The sequence below is a fragment of the Streptomyces sp. NPDC050161 genome (assembly GCF_044460025.1).
Lineage (GTDB): Bacteria > Actinomycetota > Actinomycetes > Streptomycetales > Streptomycetaceae > Streptomyces.
Genome location: NZ_JBITJM010000030.1, coordinates 28,792 through 49,845, shown reverse-complemented (window position 1 = coordinate 49,845; position 21,054 = coordinate 28,792). Strand labels below are relative to the sequence as shown.

Sequence of the window (21,054 nt, the reverse complement as noted above, 5' to 3'; positions counted from 1 at the left end):
GCGCCTCTGACCAGCGAGAATGAGGATTGCTGAGGTCCTTGTTCCCGCCACCGCCGGAGGCACTTTCCAGGTGAAGAAGCGTATCGGGTCCTACCCGCATGTCCTCGTCGAGGGCGGCGGTCGTGGGGTCGTCTCGCAGGCTGGGGCCGTGCTGCTGGTCGAGATGATCCGCGAGTCCGGTCTCGACATGGCGATATCGGCCGCGCTTGAGCCATGGCGGAAGGCCCGGGCGGTGCACGATCCGGGCAAGATCCTGCTGGATGTCGCGCTCGCGGTGGCACTCGGCGGGGATTGCCTGGCCGACGTGGGCTTGCTGCGGGCTGAGCCGGCCGTGTTCGGGCCGGTAGCCTCCGACCCCACGGTCTCCCGGCTGATCAACACGCTGGCGTCGGGCGGACAGCGGGTCCTGGCAGCACTGCGCACCGCCCGTGCTGAAGTGCGCGAACACGTATGGCGGTTGGCCGGTGAAGCAGCGCCGGACGCGGGCGGGCAGGTGATCGTGGACATCGACGGCGTCCTCGTCCTGTCCCACTCCGAGAAGCAGGACGCAGCCGCGACTTGGAAGAAGACGTTCGGCCACCACCCGCTGATGGGATTCGTCGACCACGGCCGCAGCGGGTCCGGCGAGCCGGTCGTGGGCCTGCTGCGGCCCGGCAACGCGGGCTCCAACACCGCAGCCGACCACATCGAGGCCACCAGACTGGCCCTGGCCCAGCTGCCGAAACGGTTCCGGCGTGGCCGGCAGACGCTGATCCGTACCGACTCCGCAGGCGGCACCCACGAGTTCGTCGCCTGGCTCGCCCAGCGCGGCCGGTGGTGTTGTACTCGGTCGGCATGACCATCACCGACGCCATCCACCAGGCCGTCCTGAAGGTCCCTGCCGCGGCCTGGACGGCGGCCGTCAAACCCGACGACGACATCCGCGACGGCGCCTGGGTTGCCGAACTCGGCGGCGACTGCCTGACCGGCTGGCCCAACGGGCTGCGGCTGATCGTGCGGAAGGAACGGCCGCACCCCGGTGCCCAGTTGCGCTTTACCGACGCCGACGGCATGCGGTTGACCTGCTTTGCCACCAACACAGCGGGCGAGGCGATCGCCGCCCTTGAACTGCGCCACCGCCAGCGTGCCCGTGCTGAGGATCGCATCCGCGCCGCCCGCGCCACCGGACTGCGCAACCTTCCCCTCCACGGCGCCGCACAGAACCAGATCTGGCTGGAGATCATCCAGATCGCCCTGGACTTGCTGGCCTGGATGCCCCGGCTCGCTCTCACCGGCAAGGCTCGTCTGTGGGAGCCCCGCCGCCTTCGGCTGTTCTCCGCCGCCGCGCAGCTCATCACCACCGGCCGCCGCCGCTACCTCCGCCTGGCCAGACACTGGCCCTGGGCCGACGTGATCAGCGATGCCCTGGACCGGCTCCGCGTCCTCCCGAACCCCGGCTGACCGGCACGTTCCCGTCCCTGCGAGCAGCACCACTCCGACCGGAGCCGTGGAACCCGGCGCACACCCGACGCGACAACCGGGCCGTCAGCCTGCCCAGACGCCGAAACCCCCACCACAAAGAGTCCGCCAGCAAGCTGACGGACCTTTCATGAACGATCGAGGCTAGGGTGCGTCTCGTGGCCCTTACCGGTACCGGATCAGGGAGCGGCGTCTATAACGACGGCTAGCAAGGCATCAGAGTGCCCCCCTAATGGTTCCATGAGGGCGCTTCGCCAATTCTGCGAGGCGTCGTGCTGCGCGACGCGATCCCGGCAAAATCGGCGAGACAGACCCTAAGAAAGCATTAGGGACTCAGGAAATATTGCTGCGAACAATTAACTTTCCACCCTCTCCCTGCACGACTACCTCTCGCCCTAGGGATTTCGCAAGCCGCTCGACGAAATTACGTGAAATCGACCGCGGGGATCCGTCTGAAATCTGCGTTACGATGACCACCCGCTCACCCTCCCAAGAAGAGCGTACGGCCCCCCAACCGATCTTTGCGAATGACGACGCGATGAATTTCTCTTCACTGATCCGGCGAATTTCCCGAGGTGGCCGCCTCGATATTCCATCTGCCCTCAGCGTATATCCCTCGATCTCCGCCATGCGGTGATCGAGCTGTCGAGCAATGAGGAGGATCTCCTCCGTCATGTCGGCTTCGGATCGCTGAACCGCGTTCGAGATATCACCCCCCGATGAGATTGCAGTAATGTTCCTCATGTTTTGCTCGAATTCCGGCCAGCTCTTCTGGAAGGCACGCTCCAGTCTTTCGCGTGGGATCGCCAGACTTCCCGACGCGTCATTAATGTCGAAGAGCAGCTTTTGCACGTCGCCTTTATTATCCCCGGCAACAGCCTGAAATTGACTGATAGGACTGATGAGATCCTTAGCTTTCATGCCGATCAAGAACGGCACGACATAGCCGTCATTAACCTGCTTGGCGAGGGAGCCGGCCTCAAAGTTGATCCAAGTGGAAGATTGATTCTCTGGAGTTGTACAGATTATTCCAAAGTTTGTTTCAGAAAGCTCATCGGTGATCTCTCGAACCCCTCTCCTTCCTGCGGAAATATCCAGACTGGAGAGCCAGGGGTTGATGTACTGAAGGACGTCCGGCAACCAGGACCACAGGGCTTCAGCAGTCTTCTTGGAGCGATCTCCGGACCAGCTCAAGAATACCTTGATAGCGCTCTCCTTCCATTTTTGTCAGCGTGCTGAAAGATCGAATCCGGATCGGCCAGCGTCATGAGCAGCCTTCAGCAGGATTGCCTGTTCCGCTTTGAGTGATCCGTACGACTCTCGAACGTAGGACAGGAACCTGATTCCCGGATGGCCGATCAGGGTAGATTTGGTTGGGCCAGCTCCGCCCCAGTCCGACAGAAGGACGTTATAAGCCACTGCGTGCGCGCAAAACTCTAGGACTACGGGAGGCATTTCTCCTCCGATGATCAGGTCGCCCCGGGCGGTGATGATCTCCCGCATCTTCTGGGCTGTCGGAGCAAACACCTCTTGTACCCACCTGCGCCACCGCGCCTCTTCCAGTTCCGACAGCGGAATGCCGGCCGAGCCCGTAACGCTGGGCGGAATGAAGTGTCTGCAGTACTCGTTCCATGCCTTCTCGTTTGTTTCCGCGAGAACGAGAAGTGGGCCATAGAGGTCTTTCAATTGGCTGCTCACCCAGTCGAATCGCGCTTCCCTGATAGACCTACGATTCTCTCCTTGATGGTTCAACCAGTAAGCTGTGATGGCAATCAGGAAGCTGGCACAGGCCGTTACAATTGCTGTGGTCATAGGAATCTCCACAACGCCGTTCCGCGCGGTATTTAAGCACGACGCATTAGCGTCTCGCCACCTCGCAAAGAGTCATACTCTCGGCATTTAAAGTGATAATCATGATTAATTGCCGAGGTTGAACTGTTGGTGTTGTGTGTGGGGACTGGCGGTTGATGTCCTGTGCGGTGTCACGGGAGTGGTTGATGTGCTCAGGGCGGAGGGTTGCCGAACTGCGGTTTTCTGCGAGGAGTTGCGGTGTGGTTGGGTGATCCGACCGGGCGTGGTGATTGCAGAGGTCAGTCGCGGCACCGGTCTCGCATGACTGGGAGGACCAACGGTGCGCTGGATGCTGGACCCGGGTGAGAAGAGACCAATGGGCAGCTAAATCACTGAGCCCTTTCAGAGTGGCCACCGGACGGGTGACGAGGCGGGCTCCCGCAACGCACGCGGCCCCCGCGCTGTTGAGAGAGGTGTTCGACGCCTCAACTCATCAGCACAGGAGCCGCGTTGGTTCCCTATCCTGCTGTACTCGACCTACCCCACGCACTCGTCGAGTGGGTCACCATGCTCATCGTCACCCGCGAGGGTGACCGCCACTGCAAACTGCCCCCGCACCAGCGGGCTCTCATCGGGCTAACCTACCTCCGCCGGCACGACACCCTCGCGCAGCTCTCGGCCGGTTTGAGGATCTCCGTGGGCACCGCCCACGCTACGCCACCGCCGTCATCGACCATCTCGCCCAGCGGGCGCCCGGACTCCTGCGGGTCCTGCGGGGACCGATCCCGATCACGTCCTGCTCGACGGCACGCTCGCGGAGTGCGACCGGGTCGGCGACAGCCGGGCCGACTTCTCCCACAAGCACCGTCGCCACGGCTTCAACGTACAGGTCGTGGCCGATCTCGTGAGCAGGCTGCTGTGGATCTCGCCCGCGCTACCCGGCAGCACCCACGATCTCACCGCGGTCCGCACCCACCGGATCATCCGGATCTGCGAACGCCAGGCTCGCCGACTGTGGCTACATCAGAGCTGGCACCTGGGTGACCAACCCGGTCAAACGCCCGCCCCACGGGGAACTCGCCCCTACCCAGCGAACGGTCAACCGGGCGCTGTCAGCAGCCCGAGCACCAGTCGAACGGAGTGTCGCGAGGCTGAAGTCCCGGCGGATCTTCCGCAGGGCCGCTGCAGCCCGAACCGCCTGTCGTCAATCTCGGCTGCCGTCCTCACCCTGGAGCGGCAGCGCTGAAAAACCTCACTGCCCGTGTCCATCTGGACTGCGAGTGCGTCATCAATGACCTTGACGCGTTTGCCAAGCAGATACGTGCCCAGACAGGGATGGGATATCGCGCCACGAGTGGTGGGTGGGGTAGAAGTACCGGATCAGAGACCTATATGCGTGTGCGCCGTAAGAGTCTGGGTTCCTGACAGACCTCGACGAGGGTTGCAGTTTGGGTTGCATTCAGGCACGTTCAGCGGCCCCTGCTGGGCACGCTCAGCCGCAGGTCAGGATGCCGACGAACCCCGCCGAACGGCCACACGAACATTTGGAAAGCATGTTGGGGCAACCCCTCACGAGTTCGAATCTCGTATCCTCCGGCAGTGCCTCACCGGGCTCTTCGACGTTTCTCTTCTCCTACGCCGTCTCCTGCCGTCTCAGTTGCAGGCAGGCCCACCGAGTGCGCACCGGGACGCCCTCCCCGCCCCCGACCAGCCGTCACCGCTAGTTCGATCCGTTGTGGGGAGGGACACTGAAGTGATCGGCCCGTCCGACGTCCGGAGTGATCACATGGCTGTGCCCCGAGCGGTTCCGCCGGTACCGCTGAACGGCGTCGTCGTGGTGGTGATCGACGGGCGGGGGCTGATCAGCCACTGGACGCGGGGGGCGGCTGAGCTGCTGGGGTATGCGGCGGACGAGGTGGTGGGGGTGGCTGCGCGGGGGTTGCTGGGGGTGCGGCGGTACACCCGTTCGGAGGAGCCGTACGGGGGTGCCCCTGGGGGGCGGGTGCTGGCGTTGCGGCATCGGAGCGGGCGGCTCGTGGATGTGTGGGTGCGGCTGCTGGAGCCGGCCGGGGTGTCGGGTGTGGTGGCGGTCGGGCTGCCGGTGGAGACCTTGTCGGTGTGGAGCGATGAGAGCGCGCTGGGGCGGACGCTGCTTGCCCAGGACGCCTGGCAGCTGGCTGTGCACGGTCCTGACCTGCGGATCCGGCACAGCAGTCCGGCCGTGGCGCGGGCCGGGCGGCTGCGCGGCGACGGCTTCGACCCGCTCGTGGCGATGTCCGGTATGGACGGCGACCGCACGGGGGCTGATCTGCTGCGGCAGGTCATGGAGAGCGACGAGCCGGTGGTGGACGCCTCCGGTGTGCTGCGTGATCCGCAGCCGGGGAAGAGTGACCTCATCTATTCGATGACCGCCGCCCCCGTGCACGATCTGCGGGGGCGGGTCAACGGCGTCATGACGTCCCTCGTCGACGTCACCGAGCGGTACCGGTCGGTGCGCAGGCTCGACATGGTCTACCGCGCGTCGCGCAGCGTCAGCGGCAGCCTGGAGGTGGAGCGGACCGCCCAGGATCTGGTGGATCTCCTGGTGCCTTCGATGGGCGACCTGGCCACCGTGGAGATCGCGGAGGCGACGCTGCGGGGCGGTGAGCCGCCGCACAGCGTGCGGGGTGTGCACGGCGACTTCCGGCGGGTGGCGGTCAAGCACGCGCACGGCCCCTGGCCCGCCGGGCAGATCCAGGCAGGCGAGGTGCTGCCGTCCGTCCACGACCAGCCGCGCTTCCGTGACCTGGAGCGCGGCCAGGTGCTGGTCGTCAACGATCCGGCCGACTACATCGCCTTCCTCGGCGACGACCCGGAGGCGGCGCGGCTGGTGCCGGACGGCCTGTTCGCGGCCATCGGGTCGGCGCTGGTGGCCCGCGGCATGGTGCTCGGCTATGTGCAGGTGTACCGGACGCGGCGGCGGCTGGCGTTCGACGGGCAGGACGCCAAGCTGCTGGAGGAGATCGTCACCCGCGTCGCGCTCGGCATGGACAACGCCCGCCGCTACACCCGGGAGCACCGGATGGCCGTCATGCTGCAGAACAGCCTGCTGCCGCCGGTGTCCCGCAGCACGGCGGCGGCCGAGACGGCGGGTGTCTACCTGTCGGCCGAGGGCGAGGCCGGCGTCGGCGGCGACTGGTTCGACGCGGTGCCGCTGTCCTCGCTGCGGACCGCGCTGGTCGTGGGCGACGTGATCGGCCACGGTCTGGGCGCCACCGCCACCATGGCCAGGCTGCGTACCGCCGTGCAGACCCTGGCCGACCTCGACCTGGGCCCGGACGAGCTGCTGACCCGCCTCGACGACCTCGTGCACCGCATGGCCGAGGAGGCCGAACACCCCGACACCATGGGGGCGTCGTGCCTGTACGTCATCTACGACCCGGTCGACCGGAGCTGCCGGGTCGCCAGCGCCGGCCACCCGATGCCGGCCGTGGTGCATCCCGACGGGACCGCCCGCTTCATCGACATCGTGCCGGGGCCGACGCTGGGGGTCGGCGGGATGCCGTTCGAGGTGACGGAGGTCGAGGTGCCGCCCGGCAGCATCCTGGCGCTCTACAGCAACGGCCTCATCGAGGCCACCCGCCGCGAGGACGGCGGCACGTACGGGGACGCCGAGGCCGATGTGCTCGCCCGGCTCTCCGGCTCGGCGGGGCCTGGCAGGCCGCTGGACGACATCGGGCACGACGTGGTCGAGCCGCTGCGGTCCGCGCCGCACCGGCCCGACGACATCACCCTCCTCCTGGCCAGGACCCGGGCGATCCCGGCCTCCTGTACCGCCGGCTGGCAGTTCCCGCCCCGTCCCACCGCGGTCGCGCGGGCGCGGGAGCTGGTCACCGAGCAGCTCGTGCGCTGGGGGCTCGACGACCTCGCGTTCAGCACCGAGCTGGTCGTCAGCGAACTCGTCACCAACGCGCTCCGCTACGCCCGCGGGCCGATCGGCCTGCGGCTGATCCGTGACCAGGTGCTCGTCTGCGAGGTCACCGACTCCAGCAACAGCCAGCCCAGGCTGCGCCAGGCCAGGGACACCGACGAGGGCGGCCGTGGCCTGTTCCTCGTCGCCCAGCTCACCACCCGCTGGGGCAGCCGCTACGGAACCTCGGGCAAGACCGTGTGGACCGAGCAGGTCATCGAACCGGCGGGGTGAGCGGGGAGCGGGGAGCGGGGAGCGGACGGCTCACGTCCGGTTCGGTTCAGGGGCAAGTCCGGTGCGGGTCAGGGGAGTTCGGGGCCGCCGGATGCCAGGGCGCCGAAGCACTCCTGGGCGCGGCTTCTCAGCAGGTGGATGAAGTCCCGTACGACCGGGGTCGGGGTGCGGGCGGTGACCCGGGTCATGCCGACCGTGCGGTACGCGGCCGGGTCGTGCAGCGGCAGATCGACGAGTCCCGGCATGGCCACGGGGGACGGCGGCAGCACCGCCACGCCGAGCCCGGCCGCGACGAAGCCGCGGATGGTGGCGATCTCCGCGCCCTCGAACGCCACCCGCGGGGTGAAACCGGCCGCCGCGCACAGGCCGTTGACGAGCCGACGCAGCCCGTACCCGGACGTGGCCATCACGAAGTCCTCGTGCGCCGCGTCGGTCAGCCGGATCCGGCTGCGGCCCGCCAGGGGGTGACCGGCGGGGACGACGAGCCGCAGCGGCTCGCGGGCGACCGGCACGGTGGTGATGCCAGGCTCGTCGGGCAGCGGCGAGGTCAGGCAGAGGTCGACCTCGCCGGCCCGCAGCCGCTCCAGCAGCCCTTCGGCGTTGTCCTGGACCAGTTGGAAGCGGGCCTGCGGGTGCCGCGCCCGGAACCAGCTGACCAGCAGCGGCACCGGGGCGGTGCCGAGTGCGGGCAGGAAGCCGATGGCGACCGTGCCCGGCATGCCGGTGGCCTGCCGCAGCTCCTCGCAGCCGGTGGCGATCTCCTCCAGGCCGCGCCGTACCCGGGCCAGGAAGGCACGGCCGTGCCGGGTCAGCCGCAGTCCCCTGCCCTCCCGGTCGAAGAGGGGTGTGCCGACGGCCTCTTCGAGGCGGGCGATGCTGCGGCTGACCGTCGACTGCGGGGCCTCCAGCTCGGCGGCTGCCGCGGAGAGGTGTTGCAGCCTGGCGACCGCCTCGAACCGTACGAGGTCGGGGCACATGCCCAGCAGGGGCGCCAGGGGCAGCGCGGTCACACCCTGCGCATCGTGCAGCCGCAGCTTCTCGTGTCCCCCACGTCCCGCACGCCCTCCCCACTCCTCACACATGTGTTCCATATACGGAATATATAGCGACGATCCATGCATTGGACGCATCATTTGTGGCGGCCTACCGTCGGCCGGGTGACTGAATCGGCCATAACGCCTGCCGCGCACACGCGCGGGACGCCCGGCTTCCGCCGCGCCACCGGAGCCCTCTTCGCCGCCGGGCTCACCACCTTCATGACGCTGTACTGCGTCCAGGCACTGCTGCCGGCCCTCTCCTTCGACCTGCACCTCTCCCCCGCCACCTCGTCGCTGACCATCTCGGTCTCGACCGCCGCGATGGCCATCGCCGTCGTGCCGCTGACCGCCGTGTCGGACGCGTGGAGCAGGACCGGCATGATGACGCTGGCGCTGTCCGCCGCCGCCCTGCTCGGTGTCGCCGCCGCCTTCGCGCCCAACTTCGCCGCGCTGCTGGTCATCCGCGTCCTCCAGGGCCTCGCGCTGGCCGGACTCCAGGCGACGGCGATGTCGTACCTCGCCGAAGAGGTGCACCGCGAGTCGCTCGGCCAGGCCATGGGCCTCTACGTGGCGGGCAACGGCATCGGCGGCATGGCAGGACGCCTCGTCGCCGACGGCATCCTCGACCTGACCGGCAGCTGGCGCTGGGCGATCGGCGCGGTGGGGGTGGCGGCTGCGGTGTGCGCGGTGCTCTTCCGGCTGACGATCCCGGCGTCCGTCCGCTTCGTGCCCCGCGACCCGAGCCCCCGGGCCCTCGCGGCGGGCATCGGCCGGGCGCTGCCCGACAGCGGTCTGCTGCGGCTCTACGTCATCGGCTTCGTCGCGATGGCGGCCTTCGTCACCGTCTACAACTACCTGGGCTTCCGCCTCATCGCGGCACCGTTCCACCTGTCCCAGACCGCCGCGGGACTGCTCTTCGTCGCCTACGCGGCCGGTTCGTTCTCGTCCGCCGCGGCCGGCCGTCTGGTCGACAGGTTCGGCCGCCCCCGGGTGCTGATTCCCGCGCTGCTGATCACCCTCGCGGGCCTGGCCGTGATGCTCGTGCCGCAGCTCGGTGCCGTCATCCCGGGGCTGGTGGTCTTCACGGTGGGCTTCTTCGCCGCGCACGCCGTGGCCAGCGGCTGGGTCGGCGGGCGCGCCACCGCCCTGGGCGCCCAGGGTGCCGCCGTCTACCTGTTCTTCTATTACATAGGCAGCGCCGTCGGCGGCACCGTCGGCGGCGTCGCCTATTCCGCCCACGCCTGGGGCGGCCTCACCCTCTACTGCGCCTGCCTCGTCGCCGTGGCCCTCCTCAGCGCCCTCACCCTGCGCCGCCTGCGCCCGGCGACCCCACGCCAGGCACCGGATCCCGGTCCCGGCGCCGCGGCGGGCGCACCGGGGAGGACGGGGGCGGAGACGGGCGCGTAGCGGCGCCGGTCACGAGCCCGCGCGCCGCGTGCCCGCGCCGTGCCGTGCGCAGGGCCAGGGCCGCCAGGGCTTCCGGGGCGCCCGACTGGCCGCGGATGCCGGGGAAGGCGTTGATGTCGACGATGAGCGGGGTGCCGTTGCCCGCGTCGAGGAGGTCGACGCCGTAGACGTCGAGGCCGAAGACCTCGCCGACGCGGAGCGCCAGGTCGGCCCAGCCCGCCGGGAGGTCGCGGACGTCGGCGGGGCGGTTCTCGCCCCGGCCCTCGGGGGACAGTTCGGAGCGGCGGGTCGCGGCGAAGAGGTGGCCGTCGACCGCCCAGAGCTTGTGGTCCCAGCCGCTGTTCTCGGCGAACTCCTGGACGACCACGGGCTCGTGCGGCCAGGCGCGGGCCAGTTCGTGGAGGCGGGCGGCGGTGTCGACCCGGGTGACCAAATCGTGCCTGCGGCTGTGCCGGCTCTTGACGACCAGCGGGACCTGCGGCTCTCCCTCGTCGGCCAGTTCCGCGAGCGTGCGCAGGGTTCTGGTCGCGGCGAACGGCAGCCCGGCGGCCAGCGCCAGCGCGGCCATCTCGGTACGGTCCTGGCAAAGCCCGGTGGTGGACGCCGAGTTGAGTACCGGCGCCCCGTGATCCTCCAGGTAGGCGGCGAGCGCCAGGCCCCGCGGGGAGTGGCTCTTGAGCAGGTAGACGTCGGCCAGCGGGCCGGAGGCGAGCGGCCCGGGGAGGAAGGCGCCGGCCGCGCTCGGCTCGTCCGGGCGGCGCGGTGCGGGGACCACGGAGCCGCTGCCGGGGCCGGCGTCGGGGTCCAGCAGCTCCACCCGGTGCTGCCCCGCGCGCAGCAGTTCCGTGGTGGCGGCCAGCAGCGGGTGGCCGGGGTCGGCGGTGAGCAGGCAGATCCTCAACGGGTACTCCCCACGGGCGCCACGGCCTGTGCCGGGACGCGGGGTGCGGTGGTCGGTGCGGCGGTACCGTACCGTCCGGATCCGGTGCGGGCCAGGTCGAGTACGGCGGACGCCACCCGGGCGACGGCGTCCGGGACCTGACGGAAGCTGGGGAAGTCGTTGACGTCGACGATCACCGGTCCTTCCGGGCCCAGCAGGATGTCGGCGCCGTAGAGGTCGAGTCCGAAGACGGTGCCGATCTCGGCGGCCATCCGGGCGACTTCGGGGGTGAGCGGTACCTGCCGCTCGCGGACCGTGTGCCCCGGGTGCAGCAGGGAGCAGCGTTCGGTGGCGAACAGTTCGCCGCCGACGCAGTACACCTTGAGGTCGGTACCGGAGTTGGGCACGTACGGCTGGGCTATCAGCAGGCCGTCGCCGTCGGGTTCGTTTCCCCGTGCCGCGCGCAGCCGGTCAGGGGAGGCGACGAGCCGGACGGCGCGCCCCGAGCTGCCGTCGGCCGGCTTGACCACGAGGGGGTATTCCGCCTCGGGGACCTGCGCGAACTCCTCGGCGCGGGACGCCGCGTAGGTGACCGGCACCGGCAGCCCGTGGCTGCGCGCAATCACCGCGGCCAGCGCCTTGTCCCGGACGCCCCTTATGGCCCGCGCGTCATTGACCGTGGTCAGACCGACCGAGGCGGCGGCCTCTAAAAGGGTCAGCCCGGGGCCGCCGGACACGGTCTTGAGCACCCAGGCGTCATGGCTGCCCGCCTGGATCTCCTCGGAGATCCGGATCAGCGAACTTCCGGGGCGCACGATGTCCACCCGGTGCCCCCACGCCCTGAGTTGGCGCACCACGTCCAAGGGCATGCCGTCGTGGCGGTACTGCTCCTCCACAAGGAAGCAGAGTCTCATCGGTTGCACCTCGTATTGCGGACGTCCGCCGGCCGTCGGTCCGGCAGACCCCTGATTGATCCGATCCTTCAGGATCCCATGTCCCGGGCGGTCAGCCGCCGGTGGGCATCGCTGCCGTGCGGCGGCGACGGGAGGGCCTCACGGTACGCGTCCCGACGTCGTCACCGGTCCGGTATTTCCGTGGAGTTACGCCACCCGGGACGCCTGCGGGACGCTCCCGAGCTGGGCATTCTCCGGTAATCCCGGAAGATCCGCCACCCTTCTCCCGCACCGTCAATTCCCGTACTCCGGAAGCCTTGTTCCGCTTCTGGCCTGGCTTTAAGGTCGGGCCGCCCGGCGCGACCGTTCCTCGCCGACGGGCCCTGACGGACCGAAGGCGCCGGGCCGGGCGCACGGAGCGGGAGGCGGGCGGAGAGCGTGACGTACGAAGCGGAGACGGAATCGGCGCGGGCGGCGGAGGACGGAAGGACCGGTGTCGGGCGGCGGCGGCTGCTCGTCGGGGCGGGGGCCGCCGGGGCCGGCGGGCTGCTGTCCGCCGCGGCCGGGGGCCCTGCCGCGTACGCGGCGACCGGGCCGGGCGAGTTCGGCGGCGACCGGCAGCTGCTGGTGCCCGAGGTGCTGCTGTTGCCCGAAGGGCCGGTGCGGGACAGGGCCGCGCTCGTCGAGGGCGGGACGTTCCGCGAGATCGGGCCGGCGCAGCAGCTCATCACCCGCCACCAGGACCTGCACCCCCTGCACCTGGACGGGCACTTGGTGATGCCGGGCTTCGTCGACGCGCACCACCACCTGACCCAGAGCTTCGGCAAGGCCCAGTCGTTCGGGCAGCCTTCGGAGATCTTCAAGACGGTCTGGGAGCCGCTGGAGCGCGCGCTGGACGAGGAGAGCGCGTACCTCTCGGCGAAACTGGCCGCCCTGGAGGCGCTGCGCGGCGGCTTCACCACCGTCGCGGACGCCGGCACCCGCGCGCCGGTCGACGTCGAGGTGATCGCGCAGGGCACCGAAGAGGCCGGCATCCGGTGCGTACTGTCGAAGATCGTCTCCGACGGCAAGGGCGGGCCCGCGCATCTGGGCCGGTGGGACCGGCATCCGCTGGTCCACCCCTCGCTGGCCGTCGCGGTCCCCGAGGACGCGAAGGACACGGTGCTGCGGCGGACCGCTGACCTCTGCGCCGAAGCGGGCGCCGTCTTCCAGGTCCACGTCAACGAGCATCTGGCCTCCGTGGAACGCTCCTTGAAGAGCGTCGGGCGGCGCCCCGTCGAGCATCTGCACCACATCGGCGCGCTCGGCCCGCACACGCTCGGCGCGCACGCCACCCTGCTCACCCCCACCGAGATGCAGCAGCTCGCCGACTCCGGCGCGGCGATCAGCTACAACCCGGTGGCCAGCGCCTGGAAGGGCAACGCCGTCGCGCAGGCCACCCAACTCGCCGCGCTCGGCGTCCGGTTCGGGACCGGTACGGACGGGACGCGCGGCGACGGGTTCCGGCTGGTCGACGCCGCCGAGACGGCGCAGCGGCTGACGTACGGTCTGGCCGCGGGCGACTCGTCGTGCGGCGCCGGGCGGCTGTGGCTCGACCACGCGACGCGACTGAGCGCCGACGCGGTCGGACTGGGCCGGGTGACCGGCGCGATAGCCGTCGGCAAGGCGGCCGACTACCTCGTCGTCGACCTCCGGGTGCCGGAGCTGACACCCTCCTACGACCTGCGCTGGGAGCTGGTCAGGCTGGCGGGCCGCGACCAGATCACCGCGGTGGTGGTCGGCGGGCGGCTGCGCCTGTGGCAGGGCCGGCCGACGGACTGGGACGGGCGGGCGCTGGTGGAGCGGGCGGCGCAGGAGGGTCATCGGGTGGTCCGCCGGGCCGGTATCCGGCGCGTCGAACCCCGGTAGCGCGGACCGGGGCGATCAGGAGCGTCCCGGCCGTCCCGCACCGGCCCCGGGGTCGATACCGTGGAGCGATCCGACGGATCGGGAGGCCCCGTGACCGGTAAGGCCGCAGGCAGGACCACAGGCAAGGCCGCGTCCTTCGACGAGCTGGACCGCAAGATCGTCGCGGCGCTCATCGAGAACGCCCGGACGAGTTTCGCGGAGATCGGCACGGCCATCGGTCTTTCGGCGACGGCGGTGAAGCGGCGGGTCGACCGGCTGCGGGAGTCCGAGGTGATCACCGGGTTCACCGCGACGGTGCGGCCCGCCGCGCTGGGCTGGCGCACCGAGGCGTACGTCGAGGTGTACTGCGACAGCGCGGCGCCCCCGCGGCGGCTGACCGAAGTGGTGCGCAACCACCCGGAGATCGCCGCGGCGATGACCGTGACCGGCGCCGCCGACGCGCTGCTGCACGTGCGGGCGACCGACGTGGCGCACTTCGAGGAGGTGCTGGAACGGATCCGCGACGAGCCGTTCATCCGGAAGACGATCAGCTATCTCGTGCTGTCCCATCTGCTGCCGGAAAGTCCGGAGGCGGGGGCGCGCCAAGCGGCCCCGGACGACACCGGAAGGGACGCAACGATCCTTCCGTAACGGGCGACCGGACGCAGCGTTCCTGCGTCGGCGCGCAGCGACTCTCTCTTGTTGCGCGCGGTGACCGCTCCTTACCGTGGGAGATGTTCCCGGTCACCACCGCGGTCACCCCGCGGTGGGCCGGACGCGTCCCTACGAAGCGGAGGGATCCTGCCGTGCCGACCGATTCCCGCCTCCGGCGCTATCTGATGTGCGAGCCCAGATATTTCGACGTGCAGTACGCCATCAATCCGTGGATGAGCCGAGGCGCGCCGGTGGACACCGCGCGGGCCCGCCTCCAGTGGCAGACGCTGGTCGACGCGTACCGCGCGCACGGCCATGCGGTGGAGACCGTGAAACCGGTGGCGGGGCTGCCGGACATGGTGTTCGCGGCGAACGCGGCGCTGGTCCTGGGCGGCCGGGTCTTCGGCTCGTCCTTCCACGCACCCGAGCGCCGCCCGGAATCCGCCGAGTACGAGAGCTGGTTCAAGGCCGCCGGCCATGACGTCCACCACCCGGAGTCGCTGTGCGAGGGCGAGGGCGATCTGGTGCCGGCCGGCGGCCTGATCCTGGCCGGCACGGGCTTCCGCACCAGCCGGGCCGCGCACGCGGAGGTGCAGGAGTTCTTCGGCGTCCCGACGATCGGCCTCCAGCTGGTGGACCCGTACTTCTACCACCTGGACACCGCCCTGTTCGCCCTCGACGACACGGGCGGCGCGGCCGGTGCCGCCATCGCCTACTACCCGGGCGCGTTCTCGGCCGGCAGCCGCGAAGTGCTGGAGCGGCTGTTCCCGCGGGCGGTGCTCGCCACCCGTGACGACGCGATGGCGTTCGGCCTCAACTCCGTTTCCGACGGCCGCCACGTCTTCATCGCCCCGCAGGCCACCCACCTCATCGATCAGCTGATCCACGAGGGTTACGTCCCCGTCCCCGTCGACCTGTCGGAGTTCCACAAGGCCGGCGGCGGCATCAAGTGCTGCACCCAGGAGGTCCGCTCATGACCACGCACGCCCGTCCCGCAGCCGCCGGCGCGGCCCGCTCGTCGGCCGGACTGATCGGCGCCGAGACACCTGTCGTCGCACACAACTACCACCCGCTGCCCGTGGTCGTCGCCCGCGCCGAAGACGTCTGGGTCGAGGACGTCGAGGGGCGCCGCTACCTCGACATGCTGGCCGGCTACTCCGCGCTCAACTTCGGCCACCGCCACCCCGCGCTGACCGAGGCCGCGCACCGCCAGCTCGACCGTCTCACCCTCACCTCCCGCGCCTTCCACCACGACCAGCTCGCGTCCTTCGCCGCCTCGCTGGCCGAACTGACCGGCCTGGACATGGTCCTGCCGATGAACACCGGCGCCGAGGCGGTGGAGAGCGGCATCAAGCTGGCCCGCAAGTGGGCCTACGACGTCAAGGGCGTCCCGGCCGACCGGGCGACCATCGTCGTGGCGGCGGAGAACTTCCACGGCCGGACGACCACCATCGTCAGCTTCTCCACCGACGAGTCCGCCCGCAACGGCTTCGGCCCCTTCACCCCCGGCTTCCGCATCGTCCCGTTCAACGACCTCGCCGCCATCGAAGCGGCCATCGACGAGACGACCGCCGCCGTCCTCATCGAACCCATCCAGGGCGAGGCAGGCGTCATCATCCCGGACGACGGCTACCTCACCGGCGTCCGCGAGCTGACCCGGCGGACCGGCTGCCTGTTCATCGCCGACGAGATCCAGTCGGGGCTCGGCCGCACCGGCCGCACCCTCGCCGTCGACCACGAGTCGGTCCTGCCCGACGTCCTGCTGCTGGGCAAGGCGCTCGGCGGCGGCATCGTCCCGGTCTCCGCCGTCGTCGCCCGCCGCGAGATCATGGAGGTGCTGCACCCCGGCGAGCACGGTTCCACCTTCGGCGGCAACCCGCTTGCCGCGGCGGTGGGTTCGGCCGTCATCGACCTGCTCGCCACCGGCGAGTACCAGCGCAGGGCGGCCGAACTCGGCGAGGTCCTGCGGGCCGGTCTGACCACGCTGACCGGCAAGGGCGTCACCGGCTTCCGCGCCCGCGGCCTGTGGGCCGGTGTCGACATCGACCCGTCCCTGGGCACCGGGCGCCAGATCAGCGAACGCCTGATGGCCGAGGGAATCCTGGTCAAGGACACCCACGGCTCCACGATCAGGCTCGCCCCGCCGCTGACCATCACCCGCGAGGTACTGGAATCGGCGCTGGCCTCGCTGGAGAAGGTGCTGGCCTGACACGACGCGCGGCCCCCGTCGGACGGCGGGGGCCGCGCGCTGTCGACCGCGGCGGCCGGGGAACCGTCTCCGCGCCCGCGGCGTCCAGGCCGGTACGGGCAACCGCCCGTGGGACGCGCCGAGATGGGGAACCCGCGAGCCCGGCCCGATCCGAACGACAGGCGCTAAGGTCGGCAGCAGGACCACCAGGGCGAGGGGGAAGCCGTCGATGGCGCAGGACGAGGCCGTGATCGGCTGCACCGGTGTGCTGCTCATCGGCACCCGCGGCACCGCCGGGCCCGGCGAGGTCCAGGTGCGCGTCAGAGGCGGCACGGAGGCGTTCCTCGCCTGGTCGGCCGAGCCGCTGGCAACCGGCACCCCCGTGCTCGTGATCGGTTCCCGCGGCACCCGCCAGGTCGATGTCATCGCCTGGACCGACCCGTTGGACGCGCTGAACGGCGAGGCCGGCAGCGCCGGTTGAGGAGTCAAGAGATGTTCGGTTACCGCGTACCGGCCCCTGACGAGGCCATGCTGATCTCGGGCGGCCGGCGAGGGCACGGGGAGGCGCCGTTCCGCGTGGTGATCGGGCACGGCAAGTTCGTGCTCCCGGTCTTCCGCAAGACCCGCTTCCTGACGCTGTCGATGTGCGAGTCCGAGGTCGCGGAGACCTGTGTGACCAAGCAGGGCATCGCGCTGACCGTCCGCGCCGTGATCGCCTTCAAGGTCGGCAACGACACCGAGAGCATCGTCAACGCAGGTCAGCGGTTCCTCTCCGACCAGGACCAGATGTCGGTCCTGACCGGCCGGATCTTCGCAGGTCACCTGCGTTCGATCATCGGCTCGATGACCGTCGAGGAGATCGTCACCGAGCGGCAGAAACTCGCCACCGAGGTGCTGGAGACGTCGAAGACGGAGATGGCGAAGATCGGCCTGATCGTCGACTCGTTGCAGATCCAGTCGATCGACGACGGCGACACCGGCTACATCGACGCGATGTCGGCCCCGCACAAGGCCGCGATCCAGCGGCAGGCGCAGATCGCGCAGGCGCAGGCCACCCAGGCGTCGGCCGAGGCCGAGCAGGAGGCCGCGCGGAACCAGGCCGAATACTCGCGGCAGACGGCCGTGGTCCAGGCGCAGTACTCGGCCGAGGTGGACCGCGCGCAGGCCCAGGCGGCGCAGGCCGGGCCGCTGGCGCAGGCGCACGCCCAGCAGGAGGTGCTGGCCGCCAGGACCGAACTCGCCGAGCGGGCCGCCCTGTTGCGCCAGCAGGAGCTGGTGGCCGAGGTCGTCAAGCCGGCCGAGGCGGAGGCCGAGCGGATCCGGCTGCTGGCGCTGGCCGATGCCGAGCGGATGAAGATCCAGGCCGAGGCCGCCGCCTCGCACGACCGGGTCGCGCTGGACCGGATGCTGATCGACCAGCTGCCGCAGATCGTCAAGGAGGCGTCGGCGGGACTCTCCGGCGCCAACGTCAACGTCCTGAACGGCGCGGACGGCCTCGGCGAGATCGCGGCGGGTCTGGTCGGCCAGGGCCTGACGATCCTGGACTCGGTCCGCCGCAACATCGGCGCGTCCGACGGCAGCTTCGAGAAGCGCGACGGCCAGGAGGGCGAGGCCCGCACGGCCGACAACGGGCCGGTCGAGATCCGTTAGGCCCGTTCGCGAAAAGTGATGTCCCGTCAGGTCTGCTGATCCTGGCGGGACTTCGCCATGTCTTCCGCGAATCGCGCGGGCCGTGAGACTTCCCGGCCGACCGGCCGACGGTGCGGGCGGGGGAAACGGCCGGGGGAAACAAGGAGGCATACCCACTCCCTGCCACTTTCAACATATAGCGCACGGGGGGTCTTGCGGCAAGGCCCCCGTCCTGGGGCAAAATTCGCGGGCCGAAGCCAGAACCTGCGGAAATGAGAGATTCACGAAGTGCGTGTGTTGTTGTCGGTGATGTCATGAACCCCTTGGCCACCAGCGCGTTCGACCTTCCCGTCCACCTCTCCGCCAAGGCCGACCCGGCGCTGACCGGCGGCGACGAACAGCACTTCGCGGCCGTCGCGGAGAGCCTTGAGCAGGCCATCGCCGAACTGTCCGACCGCCTCGACACCACGCGCAGGGCGCCGGGCGGCACCGGCCGCGAGGCGATGGACCGGGACACGGAGATCCGCCGGCTCACCGGCCGGCTGCGCGCCCTGCGCCGCTTCGGCCTCGACCTGTGCCTGGGCCACATCGTCTTCGCGGACAGCCCCGAGCCCGTGTACGTCGGACGCCTCGGCCTCACCGACAGCGCGGGCCGCCGGCTGCTGCTCGACTGGCGCTCCCCCGCGGCCGAGCCGTTCTTCGCGGCGACCCACGCCCACCCGATGGGCCTGGCGAGCCGCCGCAGGTACCGCTGGACCCGCGGCCTGATCAGCGACTACTGGGACGAGGTGTTCACCGCCGACGGGCGTGCGGGGCATGCCGCGCTCGACGACCAGTCCACCTTCATCGCCAGCCTGGGCAGCAACAGGTCGGCCCGGATGCGCGATGTGCTCGCCACCATCCAGGCCGACCAGGACGCCATCGTCCGGGCCGGATCCCGCGGCGCCCTGGTCGTCGACGGCGGTCCCGGCACCGGCAAGACCGTCGTCGCCCTGCACCGCGCCGCCCACCTCCTCTACGCCGACCCCCGCCTCGGCCACCGCAGGGGCGGCGTCCTGTTCGTCGGTCCGAGCCGGCCCTACCTGGCCTACGTCGCCGACGTCCTGCCCAGCCTCGGCGAGGAGGGTGTGCAGACCTGCACCCTGCGGGACCTCGTCGCCGAGGGGGAAGGGGCCGCGGTCGAGGCCGACCCGGAGGTGGCCGGGCTGAAGGCGTCGGCCGACCTGGTGGCGGCGATCGAACCGGCCGTCGGCCTCTACGAGGAGCCGCCCGCCGAGGGGATGACGGTGTCCAGCCACTGGTCCGACATCTGGCTGAGCGCCGACGAGTGGGCGGCGGCGTTCGCCGCGGTGGAGCCCGGCACCCCGCACAACGAGGCGCGCGAGCAGATCCGGGAGGAGCTGCTGGCGATCCTGATGGACAAGGACGACAGCGACGCCCCGCCCGAGCTGCTGCGGAGGTCGCTGCTCCAGAACAGGGAGCTGATCACGACCCTCCACCGCGCGTGGCCGATGCTGGAGGCGACCGACCTCGTCGGGGACCTGTGGTCGGTCCCCGCCTACCTGCGCAGGTGCGCTCCCGGGCTCAGCACCGACGAGGTGCGCAAGCTCCAGCGCAAGGACGCGCCCCATGCCTGGACGGTGTCCGACCTGCCGCTCCTGGACGCGGCACGGCAGCGGCTCGGCGACCCGGAGGCGGACCGGCGAAAGCTCAGGAACCAGGCCCAACTCGCCGCCCAGCGCGAGCGGATGGCGCAGGTCGTCGACAACCTGATCGACGCCGCGGCCGACTCCGGCGCCGACGGTGACGAAGGCGAGGGCCTGGTGACGATGTTGCGCGGCCAGGACGCCCAGGTCAGCCTGGTCGACGAGGCCGAACTGCCGCCCGCGGACCCGGACCTGCTCGCCGGTCCCTTCGCGCACATCATCGTGGACGAGGCGCAGGAGCTGACCGACGCGGAGTGGCAGATGCTGCTGCTGCGCTGCCCGTCCCGGAGCTTCACCATCGTCGGGGACCGCGCGCAGGCCAGGCACGGGTTCACCGAGTCCTGGCGGGAGCGGCTGGAGCGGGCCGGGCTCGACCGGATCACCGTGGCCTCCCTGAGCATCAACTACCGCACGCCGGAAGAGGTCATGGCGCACGCCGAGCCGGCCATCCGCGCCGCGTTCCCGGACGCCAATGTGCCGACGTCCATCCGCAGCAGCGGCATCCCCGTGGTCCATGGTTCCGTCGCGGATCTGGACGCGGTACTCGGCGGCTGGCTCGCCGCGCAGGCCGAGGGGACCGCCTGCGTCATCGGCGCCGGTGAGAGTGCGGGCGGCGCGTTCCGGGCGACGTCCCGCGTCCGGTGGCTGACACCGGAGCTGTCGAAGGGGCTCGAATTCGACCTGGTCGTCCTCGTCGACCCGGAGGAGTTCGGCACGGGCATCGAGGGCGCGGTCGACCGCTATGTCGCGATGACGCGGGCGACCCAGAAGCTCGTCGTCCTCACCCGCTCCTGACGCGCTCCTGACGCCGCCCGGGAGGCGTCACTCCTGCTCGGCGTCCCGCTCCCGCACGTGCTGCACCAGCCGGTTGAGCACGTCGACGGTGGTGGCGACGGCGTGGTCGTCGAGCCCTTCGAGCGCCTGGTGCAGTCCGGCCCTGCGGGCGTCCTGAAGGCGTTCGAGCACGGCCTTGCCGTGCGGGGAGATGACGACCTGCCGGGCGCGCCGGTCGGCCGGGTCCGGGGTGCGGGCGACGAGGTCCTGCGACTCCAACCGGCTGATCTGGCGCGTCACATGGGACGGCTCGACCATCAGGAGGGCCGCCAGATCGCCGACCCGGCTGACGCCGCCGCTGCCGTCCAGCGCCATCAGCAGCCACAGGTCAGAACGCCCCGCCTTCACCCCTGCCCGCATCGCCAGCTGCTCGTGCGCCTGGGAGCGGGTGAGCAGGTAGGACACGGTGGCCAGCACTCTTTGCAGCGCGACGATGGGGTCCTGGTCACTCGCGGGCTCCGGCATGGGGGCACTGTAGCGGGGACGGTGACGGCGGCGGGCCGGGTC

Annotated in this window: 16 protein-coding genes and 3 pseudogenes; 12 read left to right on the top strand and 7 right to left on the bottom strand. The window is 70.5% G+C overall.

What is annotated here, in order from left to right:
* Window positions 1–70: 70 nt before the first annotated feature.
* Window positions 71–1,440 (top strand): annotated as a pseudogene (locus ACIBK8_RS32715) (IS1380 family transposase).
* A gap of 351 nt (window positions 1,441–1,791) precedes the next feature.
* Here the strand turns inward: ACIBK8_RS32715 and ACIBK8_RS32710 are convergent.
* A complete protein-coding gene (locus ACIBK8_RS32710) occupies window positions 1,792–2,652 on the bottom strand; it encodes a hypothetical protein (RefSeq protein ID WP_399045974.1) in 861 nt (286 codons plus the stop codon).
* Window positions 2,653–2,685: 33 nt separating this feature from the next.
* Window positions 2,686–3,270 carry a hypothetical protein gene (locus ACIBK8_RS32705; protein WP_399045973.1) on the bottom strand — a complete coding sequence of 195 codons (585 nt, stop codon included), beginning with the start codon at window positions 3,268–3,270 and terminating at the stop codon, window positions 2,686–2,688.
* Between the two features lie 546 nt (window positions 3,271–3,816).
* Here ACIBK8_RS32705 and ACIBK8_RS32700 point away from each other — a divergent pair.
* Window positions 3,817–3,909, top strand: a pseudogene (locus tag ACIBK8_RS32700) (IS5/IS1182 family transposase); the annotation flags it as partial.
* A gap of 52 nt (window positions 3,910–3,961) precedes the next feature.
* Here ACIBK8_RS32700 and ACIBK8_RS32695 read toward each other — a convergent pair.
* Window positions 3,962–4,123: a hypothetical protein gene (locus ACIBK8_RS32695; protein WP_399045990.1), complete on the bottom strand. Its 162-nt coding sequence runs from the start codon at window positions 4,121–4,123 to the stop codon at window positions 3,962–3,964.
* Between ACIBK8_RS32695 and ACIBK8_RS32690 the strand changes: the two are divergent.
* Window positions 4,046–4,544 (top strand): annotated as a pseudogene (locus ACIBK8_RS32690) (transposase family protein). The gene ACIBK8_RS32695 and the pseudogene ACIBK8_RS32690 overlap by 78 nt on opposite strands.
* A 491-nt stretch (window positions 4,545–5,035) precedes the next feature.
* Window positions 5,036–7,432 carry a SpoIIE family protein phosphatase gene (locus tag ACIBK8_RS32685; RefSeq protein WP_399045971.1) on the top strand — a complete coding sequence of 799 codons (2,397 nt, stop codon included), beginning with the start codon at window positions 5,036–5,038 and terminating at the stop codon, window positions 7,430–7,432.
* 68 nt (window positions 7,433–7,500) lie between these two features.
* Here the strand turns inward: ACIBK8_RS32685 and ACIBK8_RS32680 are convergent, their stop codons facing one another.
* Window positions 7,501–8,523, bottom strand: a complete 1,023-nt coding sequence (locus ACIBK8_RS32680; protein ID WP_399045970.1) for a LysR family transcriptional regulator — start codon at window positions 8,521–8,523, stop codon at window positions 7,501–7,503.
* Between the two features lie 66 nt (window positions 8,524–8,589).
* Between ACIBK8_RS32680 and ACIBK8_RS32675 the strand changes: the two genes are divergently transcribed.
* Window positions 8,590–9,876, top strand: coding sequence for an MFS transporter (locus ACIBK8_RS32675; RefSeq protein WP_399045969.1), 1,287 nt, complete (start codon window positions 8,590–8,592; stop codon window positions 9,874–9,876).
* Here the strand turns inward: ACIBK8_RS32675 and ACIBK8_RS32670 are convergent.
* Both ACIBK8_RS32670 and ACIBK8_RS32665 read right to left on the bottom strand, forming a co-directional pair.
* On the bottom strand, window positions 9,770–10,777 hold the full coding sequence (locus tag ACIBK8_RS32670) for a RimK family alpha-L-glutamate ligase (RefSeq protein WP_399045967.1): 1,008 nt from the start codon (window positions 10,775–10,777) through the stop codon (window positions 9,770–9,772). The genes ACIBK8_RS32675 and ACIBK8_RS32670 overlap by 107 nt on opposite strands.
* Window positions 10,774–11,670, bottom strand: coding sequence for a RimK family alpha-L-glutamate ligase (locus ACIBK8_RS32665; RefSeq protein WP_399045965.1), 897 nt, complete (start codon window positions 11,668–11,670; stop codon window positions 10,774–10,776). The genes ACIBK8_RS32670 and ACIBK8_RS32665 overlap by 4 nt, the downstream gene beginning before the upstream one ends.
* Before the next feature lie 417 nt (window positions 11,671–12,087).
* On the opposite strand from ACIBK8_RS32665, the gene ACIBK8_RS32660 reads away from it, so the two are divergent.
* The 7 genes from ACIBK8_RS32660 (at window position 12,088) to helR (ending at window position 20,508) form a co-directional block, all read left to right on the top strand.
* Complete coding sequence (locus ACIBK8_RS32660) at window positions 12,088–13,557, top strand: amidohydrolase family protein (RefSeq protein WP_399045963.1); 1,470 nt, start codon at window positions 12,088–12,090, stop codon at window positions 13,555–13,557.
* Window positions 13,558–13,647: 90 nt separating this feature from the next.
* Window positions 13,648–14,187 carry an Lrp/AsnC family transcriptional regulator gene (locus ACIBK8_RS32655; RefSeq protein ID WP_393689416.1) on the top strand — a complete coding sequence of 180 codons (540 nt, stop codon included), beginning with the start codon at window positions 13,648–13,650 and terminating at the stop codon, window positions 14,185–14,187.
* A gap of 188 nt (window positions 14,188–14,375) precedes the next feature.
* On the top strand, window positions 14,376–15,167 hold the full coding sequence (gene ddaH / locus ACIBK8_RS32650) for a dimethylargininase (RefSeq protein WP_399045987.1): 792 nt from the start codon (window positions 14,376–14,378) through the stop codon (window positions 15,165–15,167).
* The gene (gene rocD / locus ACIBK8_RS32645; RefSeq protein WP_399045960.1) at window positions 15,164–16,399 is read left to right on the top strand and encodes an ornithine--oxo-acid transaminase; all 1,236 of its coding nucleotides are present in this window, start codon (window positions 15,164–15,166) and stop codon (window positions 16,397–16,399) included. The genes ddaH and rocD overlap by 4 nt, the downstream gene beginning before the upstream one ends.
* 208 nt (window positions 16,400–16,607) lie before the next feature.
* Window positions 16,608–16,859, top strand: coding sequence for a hypothetical protein (locus ACIBK8_RS32640; RefSeq protein ID WP_399045959.1), 252 nt, complete (start codon window positions 16,608–16,610; stop codon window positions 16,857–16,859).
* Window positions 16,860–16,870: 11 nt separating this feature from the next.
* Window positions 16,871–18,028 carry an SPFH domain-containing protein gene (locus ACIBK8_RS32635; RefSeq protein ID WP_399045957.1) on the top strand — a complete coding sequence of 386 codons (1,158 nt, stop codon included), beginning with the start codon at window positions 16,871–16,873 and terminating at the stop codon, window positions 18,026–18,028.
* A 293-nt stretch (window positions 18,029–18,321) separates the two neighbouring features.
* Window positions 18,322–20,508 carry an RNA polymerase recycling motor ATPase HelR gene (gene helR, locus ACIBK8_RS32630; protein ID WP_399045955.1) on the top strand — a complete coding sequence of 729 codons (2,187 nt, stop codon included), beginning with the start codon at window positions 18,322–18,324 and terminating at the stop codon, window positions 20,506–20,508.
* 27 nt (window positions 20,509–20,535) lie between these two features.
* Here the strand turns inward: helR and ACIBK8_RS32625 are convergent, their stop codons facing one another.
* Window positions 20,536–21,012 (bottom strand): MarR family winged helix-turn-helix transcriptional regulator, encoded by a 477-nt coding sequence (locus ACIBK8_RS32625; RefSeq protein ID WP_393689426.1) that lies wholly within the window; start codon window positions 21,010–21,012, stop codon window positions 20,536–20,538.
* Window positions 21,013–21,054: the final 42 nt, after the last annotated feature.

Coding starts and splice junctions, on each gene's coding strand:
- ACIBK8_RS32705 (WP_399045973.1), bottom strand. CDS start 3,270: ATGACCACAGCAATTGTAACGGCCTGTGCCAGCTTCCTGATTGCCATC.
- ACIBK8_RS32685 (WP_399045971.1), top strand. CDS start 5,036: ATGGCTGTGCCCCGAGCGGTTCCGCCGGTACCGCTGAACGGCGTCGTC.
- ACIBK8_RS32680 (WP_399045970.1), bottom strand. CDS start 8,523: ATGGAACACATGTGTGAGGAGTGGGGAGGGCGTGCGGGACGTGGGGGA.
- ACIBK8_RS32665 (WP_399045965.1), bottom strand. CDS start 11,670: ATGAGACTCTGCTTCCTTGTGGAGGAGCAGTACCGCCACGACGGCATG.
- ddaH (WP_399045987.1), top strand. CDS start 14,376: ATGTGCGAGCCCAGATATTTCGACGTGCAGTACGCCATCAATCCGTGG.
- rocD (WP_399045960.1), top strand. CDS start 15,164: ATGACCACGCACGCCCGTCCCGCAGCCGCCGGCGCGGCCCGCTCGTCG.
- ACIBK8_RS32640 (WP_399045959.1), top strand. CDS start 16,608: ATGGCGCAGGACGAGGCCGTGATCGGCTGCACCGGTGTGCTGCTCATC.
- ACIBK8_RS32635 (WP_399045957.1), top strand. CDS start 16,871: ATGTTCGGTTACCGCGTACCGGCCCCTGACGAGGCCATGCTGATCTCG.
- helR (WP_399045955.1), top strand. CDS start 18,322: ATGAACCCCTTGGCCACCAGCGCGTTCGACCTTCCCGTCCACCTCTCC.
- ACIBK8_RS32625 (WP_393689426.1), bottom strand. CDS start 21,012: ATGCCGGAGCCCGCGAGTGACCAGGACCCCATCGTCGCGCTGCAAAGA.